Raw genomic sequence first — 18,554 nt, 5'->3', positions numbered from 1 at the left:
TCCTCTGTTCAATCCGCGATTATATCAGCCGCGCTTCATGCTGCTAGATAGTTAGCAATCGCAACAAATTTGGCTGGTGAAATATTTTCTGCCCGCAATTGTGGGTCGATGTTGAGCGTTGCAAAACCTGCGTCATCCAGTAATCCCTTGAGGGTGTTACGTAGAGTCTTGCGGCGCTGGGCAAATGCTGCGGTGACCACTTTCGCAAACAAGGCTTCGTCCTTGGCTGGATGAGGCAGGGTGGCATAAGGTACAGCACGTACGAAAGCCGACTCTACTTTTGGGGCCGGGTCAAAGGCCTCGGGCGGCACTGTGAGCAGGTATTCCATCTGCAAGCGGTATTGCAACATGACCGACAGCCTGCCGTAAGCCGCGCTGGAAGGCTCTGCCACCATGCGCTCTACCACTTCCTTCTGCAACATGAAGTGCATGTCGATGATATGCGGCACATTGTCGAGCAGGTGGAACAAGATTGGGGTGGAAATATTGTAAGGCAGATTGCCGACGACGCGCAGGCGTGGGGCGATACTGCCAAAGTCAAACTTGAGTGCATCGCTGGCGTGAATACTAAGTTTGCCTGCGGGGTAATAACCCTGCATCCATTCGATGATATCGCGGTCTATTTCCACCACGTGTAAGTGCGCCAGGCGCTCCAGCAATGGTTTGGTCATAGCCCCCAGGCCAGGGCCTATCTCAACCATGCAATCTTCCGCTTTGGGGGAGATTGCTTCAATCAAGCTATTGATAATGGCTTTGTCGGTCAGGAAATTCTGGCCGAAGCGTTTTTTTGCTATGTGCTTCATTGTGCTTGCTTACGGTTCTTGGCTAGGGTGATGGCGAGCTGGATTGCACTGAGCAGACTGCCAATCTCGATATTGCCTTTGCCTGCAAGATCAAGCGCAGTGCCGTGATCGACCGATGTCCTGATCATGGGTAGCCCCAGCGTGACATTGACGCCACCACCAAAGCTGGCATGTTTGAGCACAGGCAGGCCTTGGTCGTGGTACATCGCCAGCACGCAATCTCCTTGCGCCAGATTGTGTTGAGTAAAAAGGGTGTCGGCAGGTAATGGGCCTTTAAGGAGCATGCCTTCGGCGCGCAATTTTTCCAGCACCGGGGTAATAGTGGTGATTTCCTCCATCCCCAGATGTCCACCTTCACCCGCATGAGGGTTGAGGCCGGTGACCAAGATACGCGGGTTGCGGATGCCGAATTTGTTGACTAGGTCCTCATGCAGGATGCGGATAGTTGTCTCCAGGCTATCTTGCGTAATAGCCCGACTAACCTCAGCCAATGGCAGGTGCGTGGTTGCCAGTGCAACACGTAATTCACCACCGACTAGCATCATGACGACTTGCGGTGTGTGGGTGCGCTCAGCGAGGAATTCTGTGTGTCCGGTAAATGCAACGCCTGCATCGTTGATGACGCCTTTATGCACCGGCGCTGTCACCATCGCATCAAACTCGCCTTGCATGCAACCATCAATCGCACGTTCAAGTGTTTCTAACACATAGGTACCGTTGTGTGTATCCAACTGCCCGGCGATGACCTCGGCAGGGCAGGGTTGATGCAGGACGGTGAGTTGATCTTGTCCCAGGTGGCTAGGCCAGTTGTCAGGCGCGTAGCGTTGAAGCTGCAATGGCAGTGTTAAGGCCTGGGCGCGCGCTGCCAATACATCCTGGTCGACAATCACAACCAGGTGGCATGGCAATGCTTGGCCAGCCAACATGACACAGAGGTCAATCCCGATACCGGCAGGTTCGCCAGCCGTGATGACGATGCGGGGCAAAGTTTGCAATGGCTGGCCTAGTATTTGTCTTCCAGGCGATATTCGACATAGGCACGATCACGCAGCTCGCCCAGCCAATCCTGGAAGGCATCATCGGCCTTGCGCGCGCGGATTTCTTGTCTTGCCTTCATCCGTGCGGATTCCTGGGTCATGTCCTGCTTACGGCGCTCCATCACTTGCAGGATATGCCAGCCAAATGGACTACGCACTGGTTCGCTGATCTGGTTGATGGCAAGGCCATTCATCACTTGCTCGAATGCGGGCACGGTGTCGCCAGGATTGGTCCAGCCTAAGTCGCCACCATTATTGGCGGAAGCATCTTCTGAATACTGGCGTGCCAGTTCGGCAAAATCGGCGCCGTGATCCAGCCGCTCCTTGATCGACTTAATCTTCTGCTCAGCTTCCATCTCCGAAACGACTTCGCTTAGCTTGATAAGGATATGGCGAACATGGGTCTGATCCACGACCAGTGGTGAGCTACCGCCGCGGCGATTGAGCAGCTTCAGGATGTGGTAGCCATTTGGGCTACGCAATATTGGGGAGAATTGACCTGGTTGCAGGCCTTGTAAGGCATCCGTAAACAAGGCAGGTAGCTGGGCAGATGTTTTCCAGCCCAATACCCCACCTTCGAGTGCATTCGGAGCATCCGAGTAACCTGCTGAGATTTGGGCGAAGTCTGCACCTCCTTGCAATTCTTTCAAGGCGGTTTCCGCCTTGGCCTTGAGTTTTTGCAATTCTTCTGGCGTACCTTCTTCCGGTGCGCGCACCAGAATGTGGGCTACCTCGAATTCATCCTTGATATCGTTACGAGAGGACTGCGTGGTAAGGAAGTTGTCGATTTCTGACTCGGTGACATTGACGCGGTTATCAACTTCACGCTCGCGCAATCGGGCCAGAATGATCTCATTGCGGATATCTTCCCTGAACTTGCGGTAAGGTATGCCTTCGGCTTCAAGCGCTTTGCGGAATTCGCCAGTGCTGAGCTTGTTCTGTTCGGCAATCCGTTCAATGGTCTTGTCGAGCTGCGCATCATCTACGCGCAAGCCCGTCTGCGTTGCATATTGCAGTTGCAGCCTGTCGTTGATCAAGCGTTCCAGAATCTGTTTTTGCAGCACTTCGCGCGGGGGGAGCTGCGTGCCTTGTTTTTCCAGTTGGGCAGTCACGGTCTGGATACGGTCATTGAGCTCTTTTTCAGTAATGACGCCTTGGTCAACAATGGCGACAATACGATCCATCTTGGCAATGTCTGCTGCCATGGCGGAGATGCTGGAAAACAAAAACAGGGCCAGCAGGCCATGCTTGGCGATAGTCTTGAAAACGTGATTGTGCATAAGATGATTACTGGTAGGAATCCGGGATCAGGCTGGAGCTAGTATAGCCGGGAATGGCGCGGTTAAGAAGTTTGAGCGGGTTCTGGCCGATAGAGGCTAAGCCTCCCAACTCAAGCTGGAAATAGAGTGCATAGTTGGCATCTGCGGTCGCGGTGGAAACACGTTGCATGACGGCTCTGGCTTGCCAGCAATCGGCGTCATACTCTAGGCCGGCAATCCCTTCAATCGGTTGGTTCTCGCGCAGCGAATAGTTCCAGCGCCCAAGCCCATACCAACCCTTCCCTAGAGGCCATTGGCCGGAGATATTGATTTGCTCTAGGCGATCTTCGGTGTAGCGGTAGCCAAGGTTGAGCGTCTTGCCGGGCTCGGGGTTGTAGCGTGCGCTGATGTTGTTACGCACATAGACATTTCGGTCCGTGTTGTACTGACCAAAGATATCAATGTTCCAGTTATTAAGCAGGCGGGCAGTGATTTCTCCGATGATGTCAGAGGTGTCGCCAGAACGTGGGTTCACACCGGGTAGATATACTTTTTCATCTGCAAAGTAATAGCGCTGTCCCACCGTGACAGCTAAGCGCTGTTCACCAGTCTTCTTGCTTATCATGCGGCTGGTGAAAGCCATCGTCAACTGGTTGGCATTATTAATGCGATCCTGGCCGGTGAACTGGTTTTCCAGGAACAGCGAACCCATGTTCAAGTCAGCTTGGCTGGAGTCGTAGACCGGCAGCAGCGATTGATCACGATAAGGGATATAGACGTAGTAAAGCCTTGGCTCCAGTGTCTGCGTGTAACGGTTCTTGACGATGCGTACGTCGCGATCAAAGTAGAGGCCGCTGTCTATACTGAATATTGGCAAGGTACGGCTTTGCGATTGATATTCGTCCTGCGATGTAATATTGCCGTTACTATCCCTGATGGTAAACGCGCCATTATCAACTTCATACTTTGTGTAATGCAGGCCTAGCTTCGGTGTGATGTAACCGTAAGGTTGTGCCATTGGCAGGCTGATGCTGGGGTAGGCGACCAGTCGTTTGCCTGTAACCAGCGTGTCGAGAGTGCCGCCACTCAAGGTGGATTGCGTGCTGATAGCATTGCTGTTGCGGTCAAAATTTGCCCACTGTGTCAATAGCTTGACGTCGAATGGGCCCCATTCGTCATTGCCGGTCAATGTGAGTTGTGGCAGGCGTTGCAGAGGATAGTTGAGTCCATCCAGTGTCTGGAATTTTTGCACCAGTGCATTGAACGTCCAGTTTTCATCAGCGTAGTTCACGTAGGCTTGTTGCGGCAGGTTCACCCGGCTGGTGGTGACAATACGGGTGGACATTTCGGAGAAATATTTATCGTCCGAGACTTTTTCCAGGTTGTACGCCGCAGTCCAACCATTGTGGAAGTTATGCAGGTGCGCAAACTTGGCGTAGTAGCGGTTGTCGCCCGTACTGGTGTCGCTAGGCAGATACTCTAGGTTGGCAGTCCCTTGGTAGTCTTCGTTCAGGTAGCGGAATTCGCCTTGGTATTGCATGCCGCGCTTACTCAGGAAGCGTGTACCTATGGTGGCATCCATGTCAGGTGCAATATTCCAATAGAACGGTACCAGGAATTCGAAACCGCTACGGCTGGTGGTACCCCAGGTAGGAGCCAGAAAACCAGATTTTCGCTGGTTCAGGAATGAGAAGTTGACCCAGGGTGTCCATAGGATAGGTACGCCCTGGAATTCCACACGTGCGTTACGCGCAGTACCTGTTTTGGTGTAATCATCCAGCTCCAGCTCCTTGGCGCGGATGTACCAATCATCGGAGCCTACTTCACATGTCGTATAGCGTGCACTCTTGAGGCGTTTGCGATCAGGACCTTCAAATACGACACCTTTTGCATCGCCGCGTGAGGCACCCTGCTTGCGGCTCAGGCCAGGCGCATAGCCGCTGTCTTCAATGTTTTGCTGCGTTAATGGAGTTGTATTGTTGCTGTTGTAGATCAGGTTGTCATTGTCCTGGCGTTGGTTGCCAGTGGTGCCGAATTGCGGCAGGTTGGCAAATTGCGAATCCAGTTCGAAAGTCGGGTTTTTCATTTCACCGATGCTTTCTGATGGCTTCATGCGCAGCTCGGGGCCTTTGATACGACCACCCTTGGTTTCCAGGCGAACGTTGCCAATAACGTGCAACTCCTCATTCTGCACATCATATTCTATGGTGTCGCCATGCACTTCCTGAGCACCTGTTGTCAGTGAGGCATTGCCTATGGATTTAAGCTTGCGATCCAGGTAAACCTGTACCTTGTCGCCTTCAATAATGATGGCATCAGGATCTGGCAGGTTTTCAGATGGGGTATTGCTGGCATCTGTTTCCAGGGTGTCTTCGGCGTACGCGTGACCTAGTCCCAGGCAAACAAGCGCGACAAGAAAAGTGATGGGGCGAATTTTCACAATGATTCAGTGGTGAGGAGGCTTAAGTAAGCGCGTGTTTGTTTTATGGGTGATAAAATCGCATAATTTGCTGCTTTAGGCAATCCATAAATCGTGCGAAGGATTGCTTTGTGGCTGAATTAAAAGGAAGTTTAAATTTTCCGGCATGTTGTAAATGTGCCTGGTTTTCATGTTGTACGATCACAAAGTGATCGCATATTTCTAGGATAAATCGTTCGTGTCGCGTCTTGATCAATTGAATGATTGGCTCGCCCAGGTCTTGCAGGGCAAATCTCATCATCTGACTACAGCTTCTGCCGATGCCAGTTTCCGGCGTTATTTCCGTGTCCACCTGGCGGATGGCACTACCCTGATTGCCATGGATGCGCCTCCTCCGCAGGAGGATTGCGCGCCCTTCGTCAAAGTGGCGGCCTTGTTCCAGGAGGAAGGCTTGAATGTACCGAATATCGTGGCACAGGATTTGGAGCATGGCTTCCTGCTGTTGAGTGATCTCGGAACACAGACTTTCCTGGACGTGCTGAACGAGGAAAACGCTGATGCCTTGTTCCGCGATGCGATTGACGCGCTAGTCACCTGGCAACTTGCCAGCAAGCCCGACGTATTACCTGTATACGACGAGGCCTTGTTGCGACGTGAGCTGGCACTGTTTCCGGATTGGTATATAGCGCGCCACCTTAATGTCGAGCTCAACGATGCACAGCGCAGTGTGCTGGAAAATGCTTTTAGCACGATTGTGCGTTACAACCTGGCCCAGCCATCGGTGTATGTGCATCGCGACTATATGCCGCGCAACCTGATGGTGAGTACGCCTTCTCCTGGCATTCTGGATTTCCAGGATGCGGTCTATGGCCCGATCAGTTATGACGTGGCATCGCTGTTCAAGGATGCCTTCATCAGCTGGGAAGAGGAGCGGGTGCTGGATGGCGTGATTCGCTATTGGGAAAAGGCGCGCAAGGCTGGCTTGCCTGTGGCCGCTGATTTTGGCGATTTCTACCGTGACTTTGAATGGATGGGGCTACAGCGTCATCTCAAGGTACTGGGCATATTCGCCCGCATTCATTATCGCGACGGCAAGCCCAAATATCTGGCGGATACTCCGCGCTTCATGAACTATGTGCGCGCTGTCTGTGTCCGTTATGGTGAGTTGAAGCCGTTGCTACGCTTGCTCGATGAGTTGGAAAAACGCGAATCGCAATTCGGCTATACCTTCTAAGGAGGACCTTGCCTTGAAAGCCATGATTCTTGCTGCTGGTCGTGGTGAACGCATGCGGCCATTGACCGATGTGACTCCCAAGCCGTTGTTGCAGGTAGGCGGTAAGCCGCTGATCGTCTGGCATCTTGAGCGACTGGCAGCGGCTGGTTTCAAGGAGGTAGTTATCAATCATGCACACCTCGGGCAGCAGATTGAAGATGCACTTGGCGATGGTGGGCGTTGGGGTGTTGCCATTCAATACTCCCCGGAAAAAGCCGCTCTGGAAACCGCAGGCGGCATAGCTAATGCTTTGCCTTTGCTGGGCGATCAACCGTTCCTTGTAGTCAATGGCGATGTGTTTACCGATATTGATTTCGTGCAGATGCGCGATGGTTTGCAAGCAGGGCAGTTGGCATATCTGGCACTAGTGGATAACCCGCCACAACATGCGCATGGTGACTTTGCACTGGATGATGGAAAGCTGCTACTTGATGGTCAACATCGCCTGACTTTTTCTGGTGTGGCTGTTTATGATCCAGCCTTATTCAAGGGCGTGTTGAGAGGTGATGTGGCTAAGTTGGCACCCTTGCTCAAAGAGTCGATTATGCGGGAGCAGGCGTCGGCTTTTCATCATCAGGGCGTATGGCATGATATTGGCACGCCAGAGCGCCTCAGGAGCTTGGATCAACATTTGAGCCAGGCATGACTAAATATGAATCCTCCCCATGGAGTGCTCGAACAGGGCTAGTTGAAACAGTGCAAATCGAAGAATTCAAGGCGCGTAGACAGGCGCTGATGCAGAAAATGGGCCATGGCGTGGCAGTGATTCCTACTGCAGCCGAGGCAGTGCGCAATCGTGATAGTCATTATCCCTATCGCTTTGACAGTTATTTTTATCACCTGACAGGGTTTGATGAACCAGAGGCTGTCGTCGTGATTGTTGCCGGGGATAGCCCCAAGAGTATTCTCTTCTGCCGCGACAAGGATATGGAGCGTGAAATCTGGGATGGTTTCCGTCATGGTCCCGCAGGCGCGCGGGAGGTTTTTGGTTTTGATGAGTCGTACAGTGTCAGCGAGCTTGATCAGCGCATTGGCGACTTGCTGGCCAATCAGCCGCAACTATTCTTTGCATTAGGCGCGGATGCCGCTTGGGATCAGCGGCTAGGCGGCTGGCTCAAGCACCTCGCCAGCCAGGCACGTAGCGGCATCGCCGCACCAGCAGCGATTGTTGATGTACGCCGCCTGTTGGACGAGATGCGCTTGATCAAGTCGCCTGCTGAGCTGGCCTTGATGCGAGAGGCAGCCGATATCACGGTTGATGCGCACAAGCGCGCCATGCGGATGACCAAGGCAGGCATGATGGAGTACGAAGTTGAGGCTGAGATTCTGCACGAGTTTTACCGTCGTGGTAGCCGTGCGCCAGCTTACACCTCCATCGTCGCTGGTGGTGGCAATGCTTGCGTGCTGCATTACATCACCAACCAGGATCGGCTCAAGGATGGTGATCTGTTGCTGATAGATGCTGGCTGTGAGTGGCAGGGCTATGCCGCTGACATCACCCGCACTTTCCCTGTCAATGGCAAGTTCAGTGCGGTGCAAAAAGATGTTTATGAGTTGGTATTGGCAGCCCAGGATGCCGCGATGGCACAAGTCCGACCAGGACAGCACTGGAATGCCCCGCATGAAGCAGCATTGCATGTGCTGGCGCAAGGCTTGATCGATTTCGGGCTGTGTCAGGGCTCGCTGGATAGCGTGCTGGAATCAGGCGATTACCGTCGTTTCTACATGCATCGCACTGGGCATTGGTTGGGCCTGGACGTTCATGATGCCGGGGAATATAAGCAGGCTGATGGTGCTTGGCGACCATTGATGCCGGGCATGGTCTTGACAGTGGAGCCGGGTTGCTATATCCGGCCTGCCGACAACGTACCTGAGCATTTCTGGAATATTGGTATCCGCATTGAAGATAATGCCGTGGTGACCGCTGATGGACATGAGATCACCACTGTAGCCGCACCAAAAACCATACAGGAAATCGAGGACTGGATGGCTGCACGATGAGTAGTACAAGTGAGCAAGATATGTTGATTGTCGGCGGTGGCCCGGTGGGCGCTACCTTGGCGCTGGCGTTGCAACTCAAGGGCATCAATGCCACCGTACTTGAAGCGCGTGGCCGTGGTGCTGCGCATCAGGATCAGCGTGCCCTGGCATTATCGTATGGCAGTATCTTGATCTTGGAGCGCCTGGGATTATGGGATGAACTTGAGCCAAAGGCGACGGCCATCAATACCATTCATGTCTCACAACGCGGCAGCCTGGGGCGTAGCTTGCTCAAGGCCGAAGAGCATGGTCAGCCAGCCTTGGGCTATGTGCTGGCTTATGGTGATCTTTCTGCGGCGCTAGATCGGGCCATTGAGAAATTGCCAGGTATCACGGTGCATTACGAGGCCGAAGCGCTGGCAATTGAGCCTGGCCATGACACGGCGCAGGTGAAGTACCAATATCAAGGCCAAACCTATACCATCCAAGCCAAGATGGTTGCGCTGGCAGATGGTGGACGCAGTTTGGGTGATATTCCAGGGTTGGAGCGTGAAACTAAACACTATGGACATGATGCGCTGGTGAGCAAGGTGTCATGCGAGTTGGCGCATGACAACATCGCCTATGAGCGTTTTACGCCTGCTGGTCCGGTCGCCTTGCTCCCCAATGGTCCTCGGGATTTCTCGTTGGTCTGGACTGGTAAGGCTGAAGAAGTGCAAGCCCTGCTGGCGCTGGATGATGCTTCTTTTCTCCAGGCTTTGCATGCCCATTTTGGCGACCGTGTCGGACGTTTTCTGACTGTTGGCAAGCGTCTCACGTTTCCGCTCAAGCTGTCTTATCTCAAGCCTGTCACTGCTCCGCATCTCGTCGTTATTGGTAATGCCGCGCAGACCATGCACCCGGTCGCAGGGCAGGGTTTCAATGTCGGCATGCGTGATGCCTGGGAGCTGGCGCAGTTGCTGGCCTCTACACCGCTTTCCACATGGGGGCATGAAGCAATGATGCAGGCCTATCAGGCCAGCCGCAAAGCTGATACTCGTGGTGGTTTGTTGTTTACAGACTTCCTGATCAACGTGTTTTCCAATGATATGGTTGGTTTACGCAACATTCGCTCTTTGGGCTTGGGGTTGATGGATCTGGTGCCATTTGCCAAGCAGCACCTAGTGAGCAAAATGAGTTTTGGGCCCAAGGGGTAAGCTGACATGGCAAATTTGAAACATGAGTTTGACATGATTGTACTCGGGGCTGGCTTGGTGGGAGCTGCTGCTGCGGTGGCGCTCAAATTGCAAGGTTACCGTGTGGCTGTGCTGGAACGTGGACAGGTTGGCGTTCAGCTCAGCGAGCAATGGGATAGCCGGATCTATGCCCTCAGCCCAGGCAATGTTGCCTGGTTGACGGAACTAGGTGCTTGGCAGGCAATGGATGCTGGCCGCTATTGTGCGGTGGAGAGCATGCAGATATGGGGTGATGATGGTGCCTACCTGGAGCTGGATGCCTATGCTGCCAATCTTGCCAGCCTGAGTGTGATTGTTGAAGGTAACCGCCTCCAGCAGGCTTTGCTATCGCGGCTTGATGCTCTGGATGTGCCCATCATCGAGAGCGTGAGCATTGACCATGTGACATGGGGGGCTAGTGCTGTTGAACTACAGGCAGCGAATAGCGAAATATATGGCGCTGGATTACTTGTGGGGGCTGATGGCGCGGCCTCCTGGGTACGTGGGCAGGCCGATATGACGGTGAAACGTCATGATTACGCCCAAATGGGCGTCGTAGCTAATTTTGCTTGTGAGCGCCCGCACTTGTCGCAAGCCTGCCAGTGGTTCAGCGGTAATGATGTATTAGCCTGGCTGCCCTTGCCGCAACAGCATATTTCCATGGTCTGGTCGGTGGATAATGTCAACGCTCAGTCCTTGCTGGCGCTGGATGCTGAGGCATTGGCAGAGAAGGTGGCCGCCGCCGGGGAGTATCGTCTTGGGCGCTTGAGCGTGGTAACACCAGCTCAGGCTTTTCCACTGGCGATGCAGGAGAGTAGTAGTTTGATACGCCCAGGTTTGGCCCTGGTCGGGGATGCTGCGCACCAGGTGCATCCCTTGGCGGGGCAGGGCGTGAACTTGGGGTTCCGTGATGTACAAGCCTTGGCTGCAGCACTTGCGGCGCCACAGTCCAGGCGACAGCCTGGTGACATGATGGTCTTGCGTCGCTATGAGCGGACACGCAAGGCCGATATGATGTCCATGCGTTTATTGACGCATGGCCTGAACAGTTTGTATGCGCATCCTGCGCCTTGGCTCAGGATGTTGCGCAATGGGGGTATGCAATGCCTGAATCGCATGCCGACGTTAAAAAAGCAATTGATACAGCATGCCGTTATCTAAAGCTTTGAATTACAGCGAGAGAATTTAACTTATGTCTAAGAAGTGGATTGCAATATTGGCAGCTTCGTTGTTTGCGGCGCATGCCTGGGCTGATGAAGCTAGCCTGAAGAAAACCATAGAAGCCACTTATCCCAAGGTGAAAGTGGAGAGCGTCGTGAAAACGCCTTATGCCAGCCTGTATGAAGTGTTCCTCGATGGGCAAATTATCTACACAGATGAAAAATTCAGCTTCCTCATTGCCGAAGGTCGGTTGGTGGAGCCCAAGACCAAGCGTGATATTACTGGCGAGCGCATGGACGAATTGACCAAGGTGGATTTTGCCGCCTTGCCGCTTGACCAAGCCGTCAAGGTGGTCAAGGGTAATGGTAGCCGCAAGCTGGTGGTGTTCTCTGACCCGGATTGCCCTTATTGCAAGCGCCTGGAGCAAAAAGAGCTGAGCAATATCACGGATGTGACCATCTACACATTTCTGTTCCCGCTGGAGCAATTGCACCCTGATGCTGCCAACAAGTCGCGTGCGATCTGGTGTGCACCTGATCGTGCCAAAGCGTGGAATGACTGGATATTGAATGGTCAATTACCCAAGGCGCAAGGCACTTGCGATACCCCGATTGAAAAGCTGGCCGAACTGGGCCGCAAGATCAATGTGACCAGCACGCCAACCCTGATTTTCGCTGATGGCAAGCGCATGCTGGGGGCATATCCAGCCAAGGATATTGAGAAGGCCATGACGGCGGCAGCAAGTAAAAAGTAAAAGACTGTGTCGTGCTTGATTCAAGCATGAGCACCACATTGAAGAAGTGAGCAAAAAAGGGAGCACTAGGCTCCCTTTTTCTTGAGCGCTGTGGCCTACACTACTTGGCCCATCTTGAATATCGGTAGGTACATCGCAATCACCAAGCCGCCGATCAGCGTACCCAGTACCACCATGATAATCGGTTCCATCAGGCTGGACAGGGCTTCCACGGCATCATCAACTTCACCTTCATAAAAATCTGCCACCTTGCCCAGCATGGAATCCAGTGCGCCAGACTCCTCACCAATCGCTACCATTTGCAACACCATATTAGGGAATACCTCGGTATTTTGCATGGCGACAGTCAAGCTGGCTCCGGTGCTGATTTCGCTTTGCACCTTCTTGGTGGCGTCATAGTAGACGCGGTTGCCAGAGGCACCCGCTACCGAGTCCAGTGCCTCGACCAGTGGTACGCCGGCTGCAAACATGGTGGAGAGGGTGCGGGAGAAACGGGCGATGGTGGCTTTGCGGATCACTTCGCCAAAAATAGGCATCTTGAGCAAAAGCCTATCCATACTGGCCTGCATTTTTTCCGAGCGTTTCCAGGTATAGAAGAAGAACCAGAGTGCGCCGCCAATCGAGCCAAAGATCGCCCACCAGTAATCGACAAAAAAGTCGGACATCGCCATGACCATGACGGTGGGGGCGGGTAGGTCGGCACCAAAGCTGCTGAATAATTCCTTGAAGGCGGGAATCACGAAAATCATGATCACCGCGGTAATGACGAATGCCACGACGAGAATGGAAATTGGGTAAAACAAGGCGGACTTGATTTTGCCCTTGATGGCGAGGATTTTTTCCTTGTAGGTAGCCAGACGATCCAGCAAGGAATCCAGAATACCGGCTTGTTCACCCGCACCGACTAGGTTGCAGAACAGATTGTCAAAATACAGGGGATACTTGCGAAAGGCTTGGCTCAAACTACTGCCAGTCTCTACGTCAGCCTTGATGTCGCCCAATAATTTGCTGACTGCCGGGTTGCTATGACCTTTGCCCACGATGTCGAAAGCCTGCAGTAAGGGCACCCCTGCCTTCATCATGGTGGCGAGCTGGCGCGTGAAGAGGGTCACATCCTTGTCCGATATCTTGCCGCCAGTCTTGAAGCGTTGCTTGCTGATCTTGACGACATTGACACCCTGGCGGCGCAGGGTGGCCTTGACGAATGCCTCACCGCTGGCCTTCATCTCCCCTTTCACGCGTTTGCCTTTTTTATCCGTACCCTCCCAGGCGTACGTGACTTCCTTGGTTTCTTTGGCAGCCATGGCTTCCTATTGTGTGTTATTCGTTGGTGACAGCTTCAATTTCTTCCAGCGAAGTTAGCCCCTGCTTGACCTTGAGTAGGCCTGATTGCCGCAAATCGCGGACACCCTCTCGCTGGGCTTGATCTGCAATGTCGTGCGATGTGCCATTTTTCATGATGATGCGGCTCATTTCATCGGAAACCGGCATGACTTGGTAAATGCCCACTCGTCCTTTATAGCCTTGGTTACAGTGGTCGCAACCATCTGGATTAGCGGCATAAGGTTGCCAGCTACCATCTAAATCTGCTTCCTTGAAGCCAATGTCCAGCAAGGCTTCACGTGGAATGTCTGCAGGTACTCGGCAATGCGGGCACAATTTGCGTGCCAGACGTTGTGCTGTTATTAACGACACGGCAGAGGCAATATTGAAGGGGGCTACCCCCATATTGACCAGTCGGGTCAAGGTTGATGGCGCATCATTGGTATGCAGTGTGGAAAGCACCATGTGCCCAGTAGAGGCAGCCTTGATCGCCATGTCAGCAGTTTCCAGATCACGGATTTCCCCAATCATGATGATGTCTGGGTCTTGGCGCAGAAAGGACTTCAACGCGGCGGCAAAAGTGAGTCCCTGCTTGTCATTAACGTTGACTTGGTTAATGCCTGCCAAGGGTATTTCTGCTGGATCTTCCGCGGTGGAAATGTTCACGCCGGGTTCGTTGAGGATATTGAGGCAGGTATAGAGAGAAACGGTCTTGCCAGATCCTGTTGGTCCCGTGACGAGCACCAGACCGTAAGGCCGTGTTACGGCATGTAGCAACGCTTCCTTCTGATCAGGGTCATAGCCGAGCGCATCAATACCGAGCTTGGCGCTGCTGGGGTCAAGGATACGCATGACGATCTTTTCGCCATTAATCAATGGCAGTGTGCTCACACGAAAATCGATAGTCCGCGTTTTTGAGAGCACCAACTTCATGCGGCCATCTTGCGGCACGCGTTTTTCCGAGATGTCGAGGTTGGAAATTACCTTGATACGTGAGGCCAGCTTGTCCTTGATCGCGAGCGGTGGCTGGGCGATCTCGCGCAATATGCCATCTACTCGGTAGCGGATACGATAAAATTTTTCATAAGGCTCAAAGTGCAAGTCAGAGGCGCCCATGTTGATCGCATCCATCAGAATCTTCTGGATGTATTTGACGATAGGGGCATCGTCGATTTCTATTGTGGGTTCCGGTTCGCTGTCTTTATCCTCTATCTCCAGGCCGAAGTCGTCTTCGCTGACCAGCGATTGCATGGTGGTATCGCTAGCTTCTACCAGCTTGTCAATCCATTTACCCAGCTTGTCGTCCTCGACAATGATGGGCATCAATGTCTTGCCCGTCTGGAACTGCAATTCATCCAGCATGTGCAGATTAGTCGGGTCGGATAAAGCCACAAACATGTTATTGCCACGATGGTAAAGCGTGATCGCACGATAACTTTGCATGAGTTGCGGGCTGATGCCCTTGCTGGGCATGAACTCTGGATTGAGCGTGCTCAGGTCAAACAGTGGATAGCCGAATGCTTGGGAGCAGGCTTGGGCAATTTGCAAGGCTGTGAACCGGCGGGATTGCAACAACTGGCTGATGAATGAGATTTGCTTCTTGTCGGCTGAGGTCTGGATGCTGATTGCTTCATCCTCGTTCAGCAGTGCTTGATGAATCAATACCCGGGCCAGTCCGCCCAATTTATTCGGTGAAGTGACAGCAGCCATTGATCTTCAAGCCAGCCTTTTCCATAGTTTACGCAGTGTCTCCGGCGATGATGCATGCTGGGATTTTTTTTGTAAAGCGCTCAGGAATTTTATACTGCGTTAATCAATGTAAAGACATCATTATGATAAAAATAACAATTAGCATCTAAAAGCGCTTGACTTATTTGAATAACCCACGTAAAAACGCAAAAGGCGTTTGGAATTCGAGTGCATTGTAGCCGGCAACTACCGACTTTAATTCTTGAAGTACAAACTTTTGGGGTCGCCTCCCCTTAGATATATGCAAGGAAGTATTGAAATGGCAACAGGTACCGTAAAGTGGTTTAATGATTCCAAAGGCTTTGGTTTCATTACCCCGGACGATGGTGGCGACGATTTGTTCGCTCACTTCTCCGCGATTGTAGAAGCTGGCTACAAGAGTCTGAAGGAAGGTCAACGCGTATCATTTGATGTTACCGAAGGCCCTAAGGGCAAGCAGGCTTCTAATATTCAGAAGGCCTAAGCTTGGCTCACTGATGACTGTATAGTCTTCAAAAATAAAAAAGGCCGGAGAAATCCGGCCTTTTTTATTTATCTGGCCCATTGTCTATCGTTGAGAACAGTGGGCCAGAGTATTACATGTGCTTGACGATCTCGGCACCAAACTCGGCACTGCCTATTTGCGTAGCACCTTCCATTTGTGAGGAGAAGTCATGGGTGACACGTTTTGCCTGGATTGCCTTGGCAACGCCAGTCAATACCAAATCAGCGGCTTCAGTCCATCCCAAGTGACGCAACATCATTTCTGCAGACAAGATCAATGAACTCGGGTTTGCGATATCCTTACCTGCAATTTTGGGTGCAGTGCCGTGCGTAGCTTCAAACATGGCGACGGTGTCGGAAATATTCGCGCCAGGGGCAATACCAATACCGCCAACTTGTGCTGCAAGCGCATCTGAGATGTAGTCGCCATTCAGGTTCAGCGTGGCAACAACATCGTAATCAGCTGGGTGTAGCAAGATTTCCTGCAAAAATGCATCAGCGATGCAGTCCTTGATGATGATACCGTTAGGCAATTTGCACCATGGTCCGCCGTCAATCTCAACGGCACCGAACTCTTCCTTGGCGACTTCATAGCCCCAGTTCTTGAAACCACCCTCAGTGAATTTCATGATGTTGCCCTTGTGGGCAATAGTGACTGACTTGCGGTTGTTGTCGATAGCATACTGGATGGCCTTGCGCACCAAGCGCTTGCTACCATCAACAGACACAGGCTTGATGCCAATGGCAGAAGCCTCGGGGAAGCGGATCTTCTTGCGTACGCCCATGTCGCTGAGGAAATCGATGACCTTTTTGACTTCGTCTGTACCAGCTGCCCATTCGATACCTGCGTAAATGTCTTCAGTGTTCTCGCGGAAAATCACCATATCGGTTTTTTCCGGGTGCTTGACTGGGCTTGGTACGCCTTGGAAGTACTGGATGGGGCGTAGGCAGACATACAGATCAAGTTCTTGGCGCAGCGTTACGTTGAGTGAGCGAATGCCACCGCCAACTGGTGTGGTCAATGGGCCCTTGATGGAGATGACGTAATCCTTGACGGCCTTGAGTGTTTCATCAGGCAGCCAAGTGTTGTCGCCATAAGTGTTGACAGCTTTTTCGCCAGCGTAAACTTCCATCCAGGCAATCGCACGCTTGCCGCCATAAGCCTTGGCCACGGCGCTATCCACGACATGGCGCATAGGCGGGGTGATATCGACACCGATACCATCGCCTTCGATAAATGGGATAATCGGGTGATCGGGAACATTAAGCGTGTTATCAGCGTTAACGCTGATTTTCTCGCCAGTGGCTGGTACTTTGATTTTTGTAGACATTCAGAACTATCCTATTCAAACGCTAGAAAGACGGGCGTCATCATTCCATGAGACCAAGATGCTGATTTTATTCAATAAGCCCTATGGTGTAATTTGCCAGTTCAGTCCGCATGAAAAGCACGAGACATTGAAGGATTATATTGCCGTGCCTGGGGTTTATGCCGCCGGGCGGCTTGATACTGACAGTGAGGGTCTGCTTATTCTAACCGATGATGGCAGACTGCAACACCGCATATCGCATCCCAAGCATAAAGAATTCAAAACTTATTGGGTGCAGGTGGAGGGCGACCCCTCGGATGAAGCGTTGGAGCCATTACGACACGGCGTAGACCTGGGAGATTTTATTACCCAGCCTGCCAGGGTCAGGCGTATTGCAGAGCCTGCGAATCTATGGTCGCGCAACCCGCCGATCAGGGAGCGTAAGGCTATCCCTACCACTTGGCTGGAGGTGATCATTAGCGAAGGAAAAAACCGCCAGGTGCGTCGCATGACCGCCAAGGTTGGATTTCCTACCTTGCGCCTGATTCGCTATGCCGTTGGGCAGCATGTGCTTGATGGGATAGCGCCTGGCGAGTGGAAGCGGATTTAGCCTGCCAAATCATGGAGCCGGATATGTTAAACTCCGGTTCTTATTCGTATATTCCATAGTAGATACCATCCATGTCCGGCAATACCATAGGCACTCTGTTTACCCTGACTTCTTTTGGCGAATCGCATGGCCCTGCCATTGGGGGGGTGATTGATGGTTGTCCGCCAGGGCTGGAGTTGACAGTGGAAGATATTCAGCAGGAGCTGGATCGCCGCAAGCCAGGGACTTCGCGCCATGTGACGCAGCGCAAGGAGCCGGATACCGTGGAGATATTGTCTGGCGTATTTGAAGGCAAGACCACAGGCACGCCGATTGGTTTGCTGATTCGCAACCAGGATCAACGTAGCCAGGATTACGGCAAGATTGCGGAAACCTTCCGTCCCGGACATGCTGATTACACCTATTGGCAGAAGTATGGCATTCGAGACTACCGTGGTGGCGGTCGTTCCAGTGCGCGTGAAACGGCGGTGCGTGTTGCCGCAGGGGCGATCGCCAAGAAGTGGCTCAAGCAGCGTTATGGTGTCACTGTCCGTGGTTATATGAGTCAGTTGGGGGAAGTCCATATTCCTTTCAGCTCATGGGATGTTGTGAATCAAAACGCATTTTTTTCACCCAATGAATCCATCCTGCCTGAGCTGGAGAACTATCTCGACAACATCCGTAACGAGCGTGATTCTGTAGGTGCGCGTATTACCGTGGTTGCTGATGGTGTGCCCGTAGGCTGGGGCGAGCCGGTATATGATCGCCTCGATGCAGACATTGCCCATGCAATGATGGGCATCAATGCTGCCAAAGGTGTAGAGATTGGGGATGGCTTTGCCAGTGTGGCACAGCGTGGATCGCTACATAGTGATGAACTTACGCCAAATGGATTTGCCAGCAATCATGCTGGTGGCATCCTTGGTGGTATTTCCAGTGGGCAGGCGATTGTCGCCCATGTCGCGTTCAAGCCAACCTCTAGCATTCCACAACTACGCCATTCTATTGATAAGCAAGGTCTGGCATTGGAAATGCAGACCACAGGTCGCCATGATCCTTGCGTGGGGGTGCGTGCTACGCCAATCGTTGAAGCCATGATGGCCTTGGTGCTCATGGATCATGCTTTGCGCCATCGTGCCCAGAACGCGGATGTCTCGGTAGATACCATCAAGCTTTAACAATTTTTACCAGGCGGGGAGC

General features: G+C 52.6%; 16 protein-coding genes. 9 read left to right on the top strand and 7 right to left on the bottom strand.

The window, feature by feature from the left end; genetic code table 11:
- Positions 1–35: 35 nt before the first annotated feature.
- The 4 genes from rsmA to LG202_RS13255 are packed head-to-tail and all read right to left on the bottom strand — an operon-like array spanning position 36 to position 5,539.
- Positions 36–803, bottom strand: coding sequence for a 16S rRNA (adenine(1518)-N(6)/adenine(1519)-N(6))-dimethyltransferase RsmA (gene rsmA / locus LG202_RS13270; RefSeq protein ID WP_230348862.1), 768 nt, complete (start codon positions 801–803; stop codon positions 36–38).
- Positions 800–1,798, bottom strand: coding sequence for a 4-hydroxythreonine-4-phosphate dehydrogenase PdxA (gene pdxA / locus LG202_RS13265; protein ID WP_230348861.1), 999 nt, complete (start codon positions 1,796–1,798; stop codon positions 800–802). Before pdxA ends, rsmA begins: the two co-directional genes overlap by 4 nt.
- 8 nt (positions 1,799–1,806) lie before the next feature.
- Complete coding sequence (locus LG202_RS13260; protein WP_230348860.1) at positions 1,807–3,120, bottom strand: peptidylprolyl isomerase; 1,314 nt, start codon at positions 3,118–3,120, stop codon at positions 1,807–1,809.
- 7 nt (positions 3,121–3,127) lie between these two features.
- Complete coding sequence (locus tag LG202_RS13255; protein WP_230348859.1) at positions 3,128–5,539, bottom strand: LPS-assembly protein LptD; 2,412 nt, start codon at positions 5,537–5,539, stop codon at positions 3,128–3,130.
- 217 nt (positions 5,540–5,756) lie between these two features.
- Here LG202_RS13255 and LG202_RS13250 point away from each other — a divergent pair, with 217 nt between their 5' ends.
- Genes LG202_RS13250 through LG202_RS13225 form a run of 6 tightly spaced genes read left to right on the top strand, consistent with a single transcriptional unit; the run spans position 5,757 to position 11,900 of the window.
- Positions 5,757–6,752 (top strand): aminoglycoside phosphotransferase family protein, encoded by a 996-nt coding sequence (locus LG202_RS13250; protein ID WP_459724978.1) that lies wholly within the window; start codon positions 5,757–5,759, stop codon positions 6,750–6,752.
- A gap of 22 nt (positions 6,753–6,774) precedes the next feature.
- Complete coding sequence (murU, locus tag LG202_RS13245; RefSeq protein ID WP_459725036.1) at positions 6,775–7,437, top strand: N-acetylmuramate alpha-1-phosphate uridylyltransferase MurU; 663 nt, start codon at positions 6,775–6,777, stop codon at positions 7,435–7,437.
- Positions 7,434–8,792 carry an aminopeptidase P N-terminal domain-containing protein gene (locus LG202_RS13240; protein WP_230348857.1) on the top strand — a complete coding sequence of 453 codons (1,359 nt, stop codon included), beginning with the start codon at positions 7,434–7,436 and terminating at the stop codon, positions 8,790–8,792. Before murU ends, LG202_RS13240 begins: the two co-directional genes overlap by 4 nt.
- Positions 8,789–9,967, top strand: a complete 1,179-nt coding sequence (locus LG202_RS13235) for an FAD-dependent monooxygenase (RefSeq protein WP_230348856.1) — start codon at positions 8,789–8,791, stop codon at positions 9,965–9,967. The genes LG202_RS13240 and LG202_RS13235 overlap by 4 nt, the downstream gene beginning before the upstream one ends.
- A gap of 6 nt (positions 9,968–9,973) precedes the next feature.
- Complete coding sequence (locus tag LG202_RS13230; RefSeq protein ID WP_230348855.1) at positions 9,974–11,146, top strand: FAD-dependent monooxygenase; 1,173 nt, start codon at positions 9,974–9,976, stop codon at positions 11,144–11,146.
- A 31-nt stretch (positions 11,147–11,177) separates the two neighbouring features.
- The gene (locus LG202_RS13225; protein WP_230348854.1) at positions 11,178–11,900 is read left to right on the top strand and encodes a DsbC family protein; all 723 of its coding nucleotides are present in this window, start codon (positions 11,178–11,180) and stop codon (positions 11,898–11,900) included.
- Between the two features lie 95 nt (positions 11,901–11,995).
- Here LG202_RS13225 and LG202_RS13220 read toward each other — a convergent pair whose 3' ends face one another.
- Both LG202_RS13220 and pilB read right to left on the bottom strand, forming a co-directional pair.
- Positions 11,996–13,204: a type II secretion system F family protein gene (locus LG202_RS13220; protein ID WP_230348853.1), complete on the bottom strand. Its 1,209-nt coding sequence runs from the start codon at positions 13,202–13,204 to the stop codon at positions 11,996–11,998.
- 16 nt (positions 13,205–13,220) lie between these two features.
- Positions 13,221–14,933 carry a type IV-A pilus assembly ATPase PilB gene (gene pilB, locus LG202_RS13215; RefSeq protein WP_230348852.1) on the bottom strand — a complete coding sequence of 571 codons (1,713 nt, stop codon included), beginning with the start codon at positions 14,931–14,933 and terminating at the stop codon, positions 13,221–13,223.
- A gap of 298 nt (positions 14,934–15,231) precedes the next feature.
- On the opposite strand from pilB, the gene LG202_RS13210 reads away from it, so the two are divergent.
- Positions 15,232–15,435: a cold-shock protein gene (locus LG202_RS13210; protein ID WP_011480361.1), complete on the top strand. Its 204-nt coding sequence runs from the start codon at positions 15,232–15,234 to the stop codon at positions 15,433–15,435.
- 112 nt (positions 15,436–15,547) lie between these two features.
- Here LG202_RS13210 and icd read toward each other — a convergent pair whose 3' ends face one another.
- Complete coding sequence (gene icd, locus LG202_RS13205) at positions 15,548–16,786, bottom strand: NADP-dependent isocitrate dehydrogenase (RefSeq protein ID WP_230348851.1); 1,239 nt, start codon at positions 16,784–16,786, stop codon at positions 15,548–15,550.
- Between the two features lie 58 nt (positions 16,787–16,844).
- Between icd and LG202_RS13200 the strand changes: the two genes are divergently transcribed.
- Together LG202_RS13200 and aroC are read left to right on the top strand one after the other, a co-directional pair.
- On the top strand, positions 16,845–17,375 hold the full coding sequence (locus LG202_RS13200) for an rRNA large subunit pseudouridine synthase E (protein ID WP_230348850.1): 531 nt from the start codon (positions 16,845–16,847) through the stop codon (positions 17,373–17,375).
- Positions 17,376–17,446: 71 nt separating this feature from the next.
- Positions 17,447–18,532 (top strand): chorismate synthase, encoded by a 1,086-nt coding sequence (aroC, locus tag LG202_RS13195; protein ID WP_230348849.1) that lies wholly within the window; start codon positions 17,447–17,449, stop codon positions 18,530–18,532.
- Positions 18,533–18,554: the final 22 nt, after the last annotated feature.

Source organism: Methylobacillus methanolivorans (genome assembly GCF_054588515.1).
This window is presented reverse-complemented; position numbering and strand designations above follow the sequence as displayed.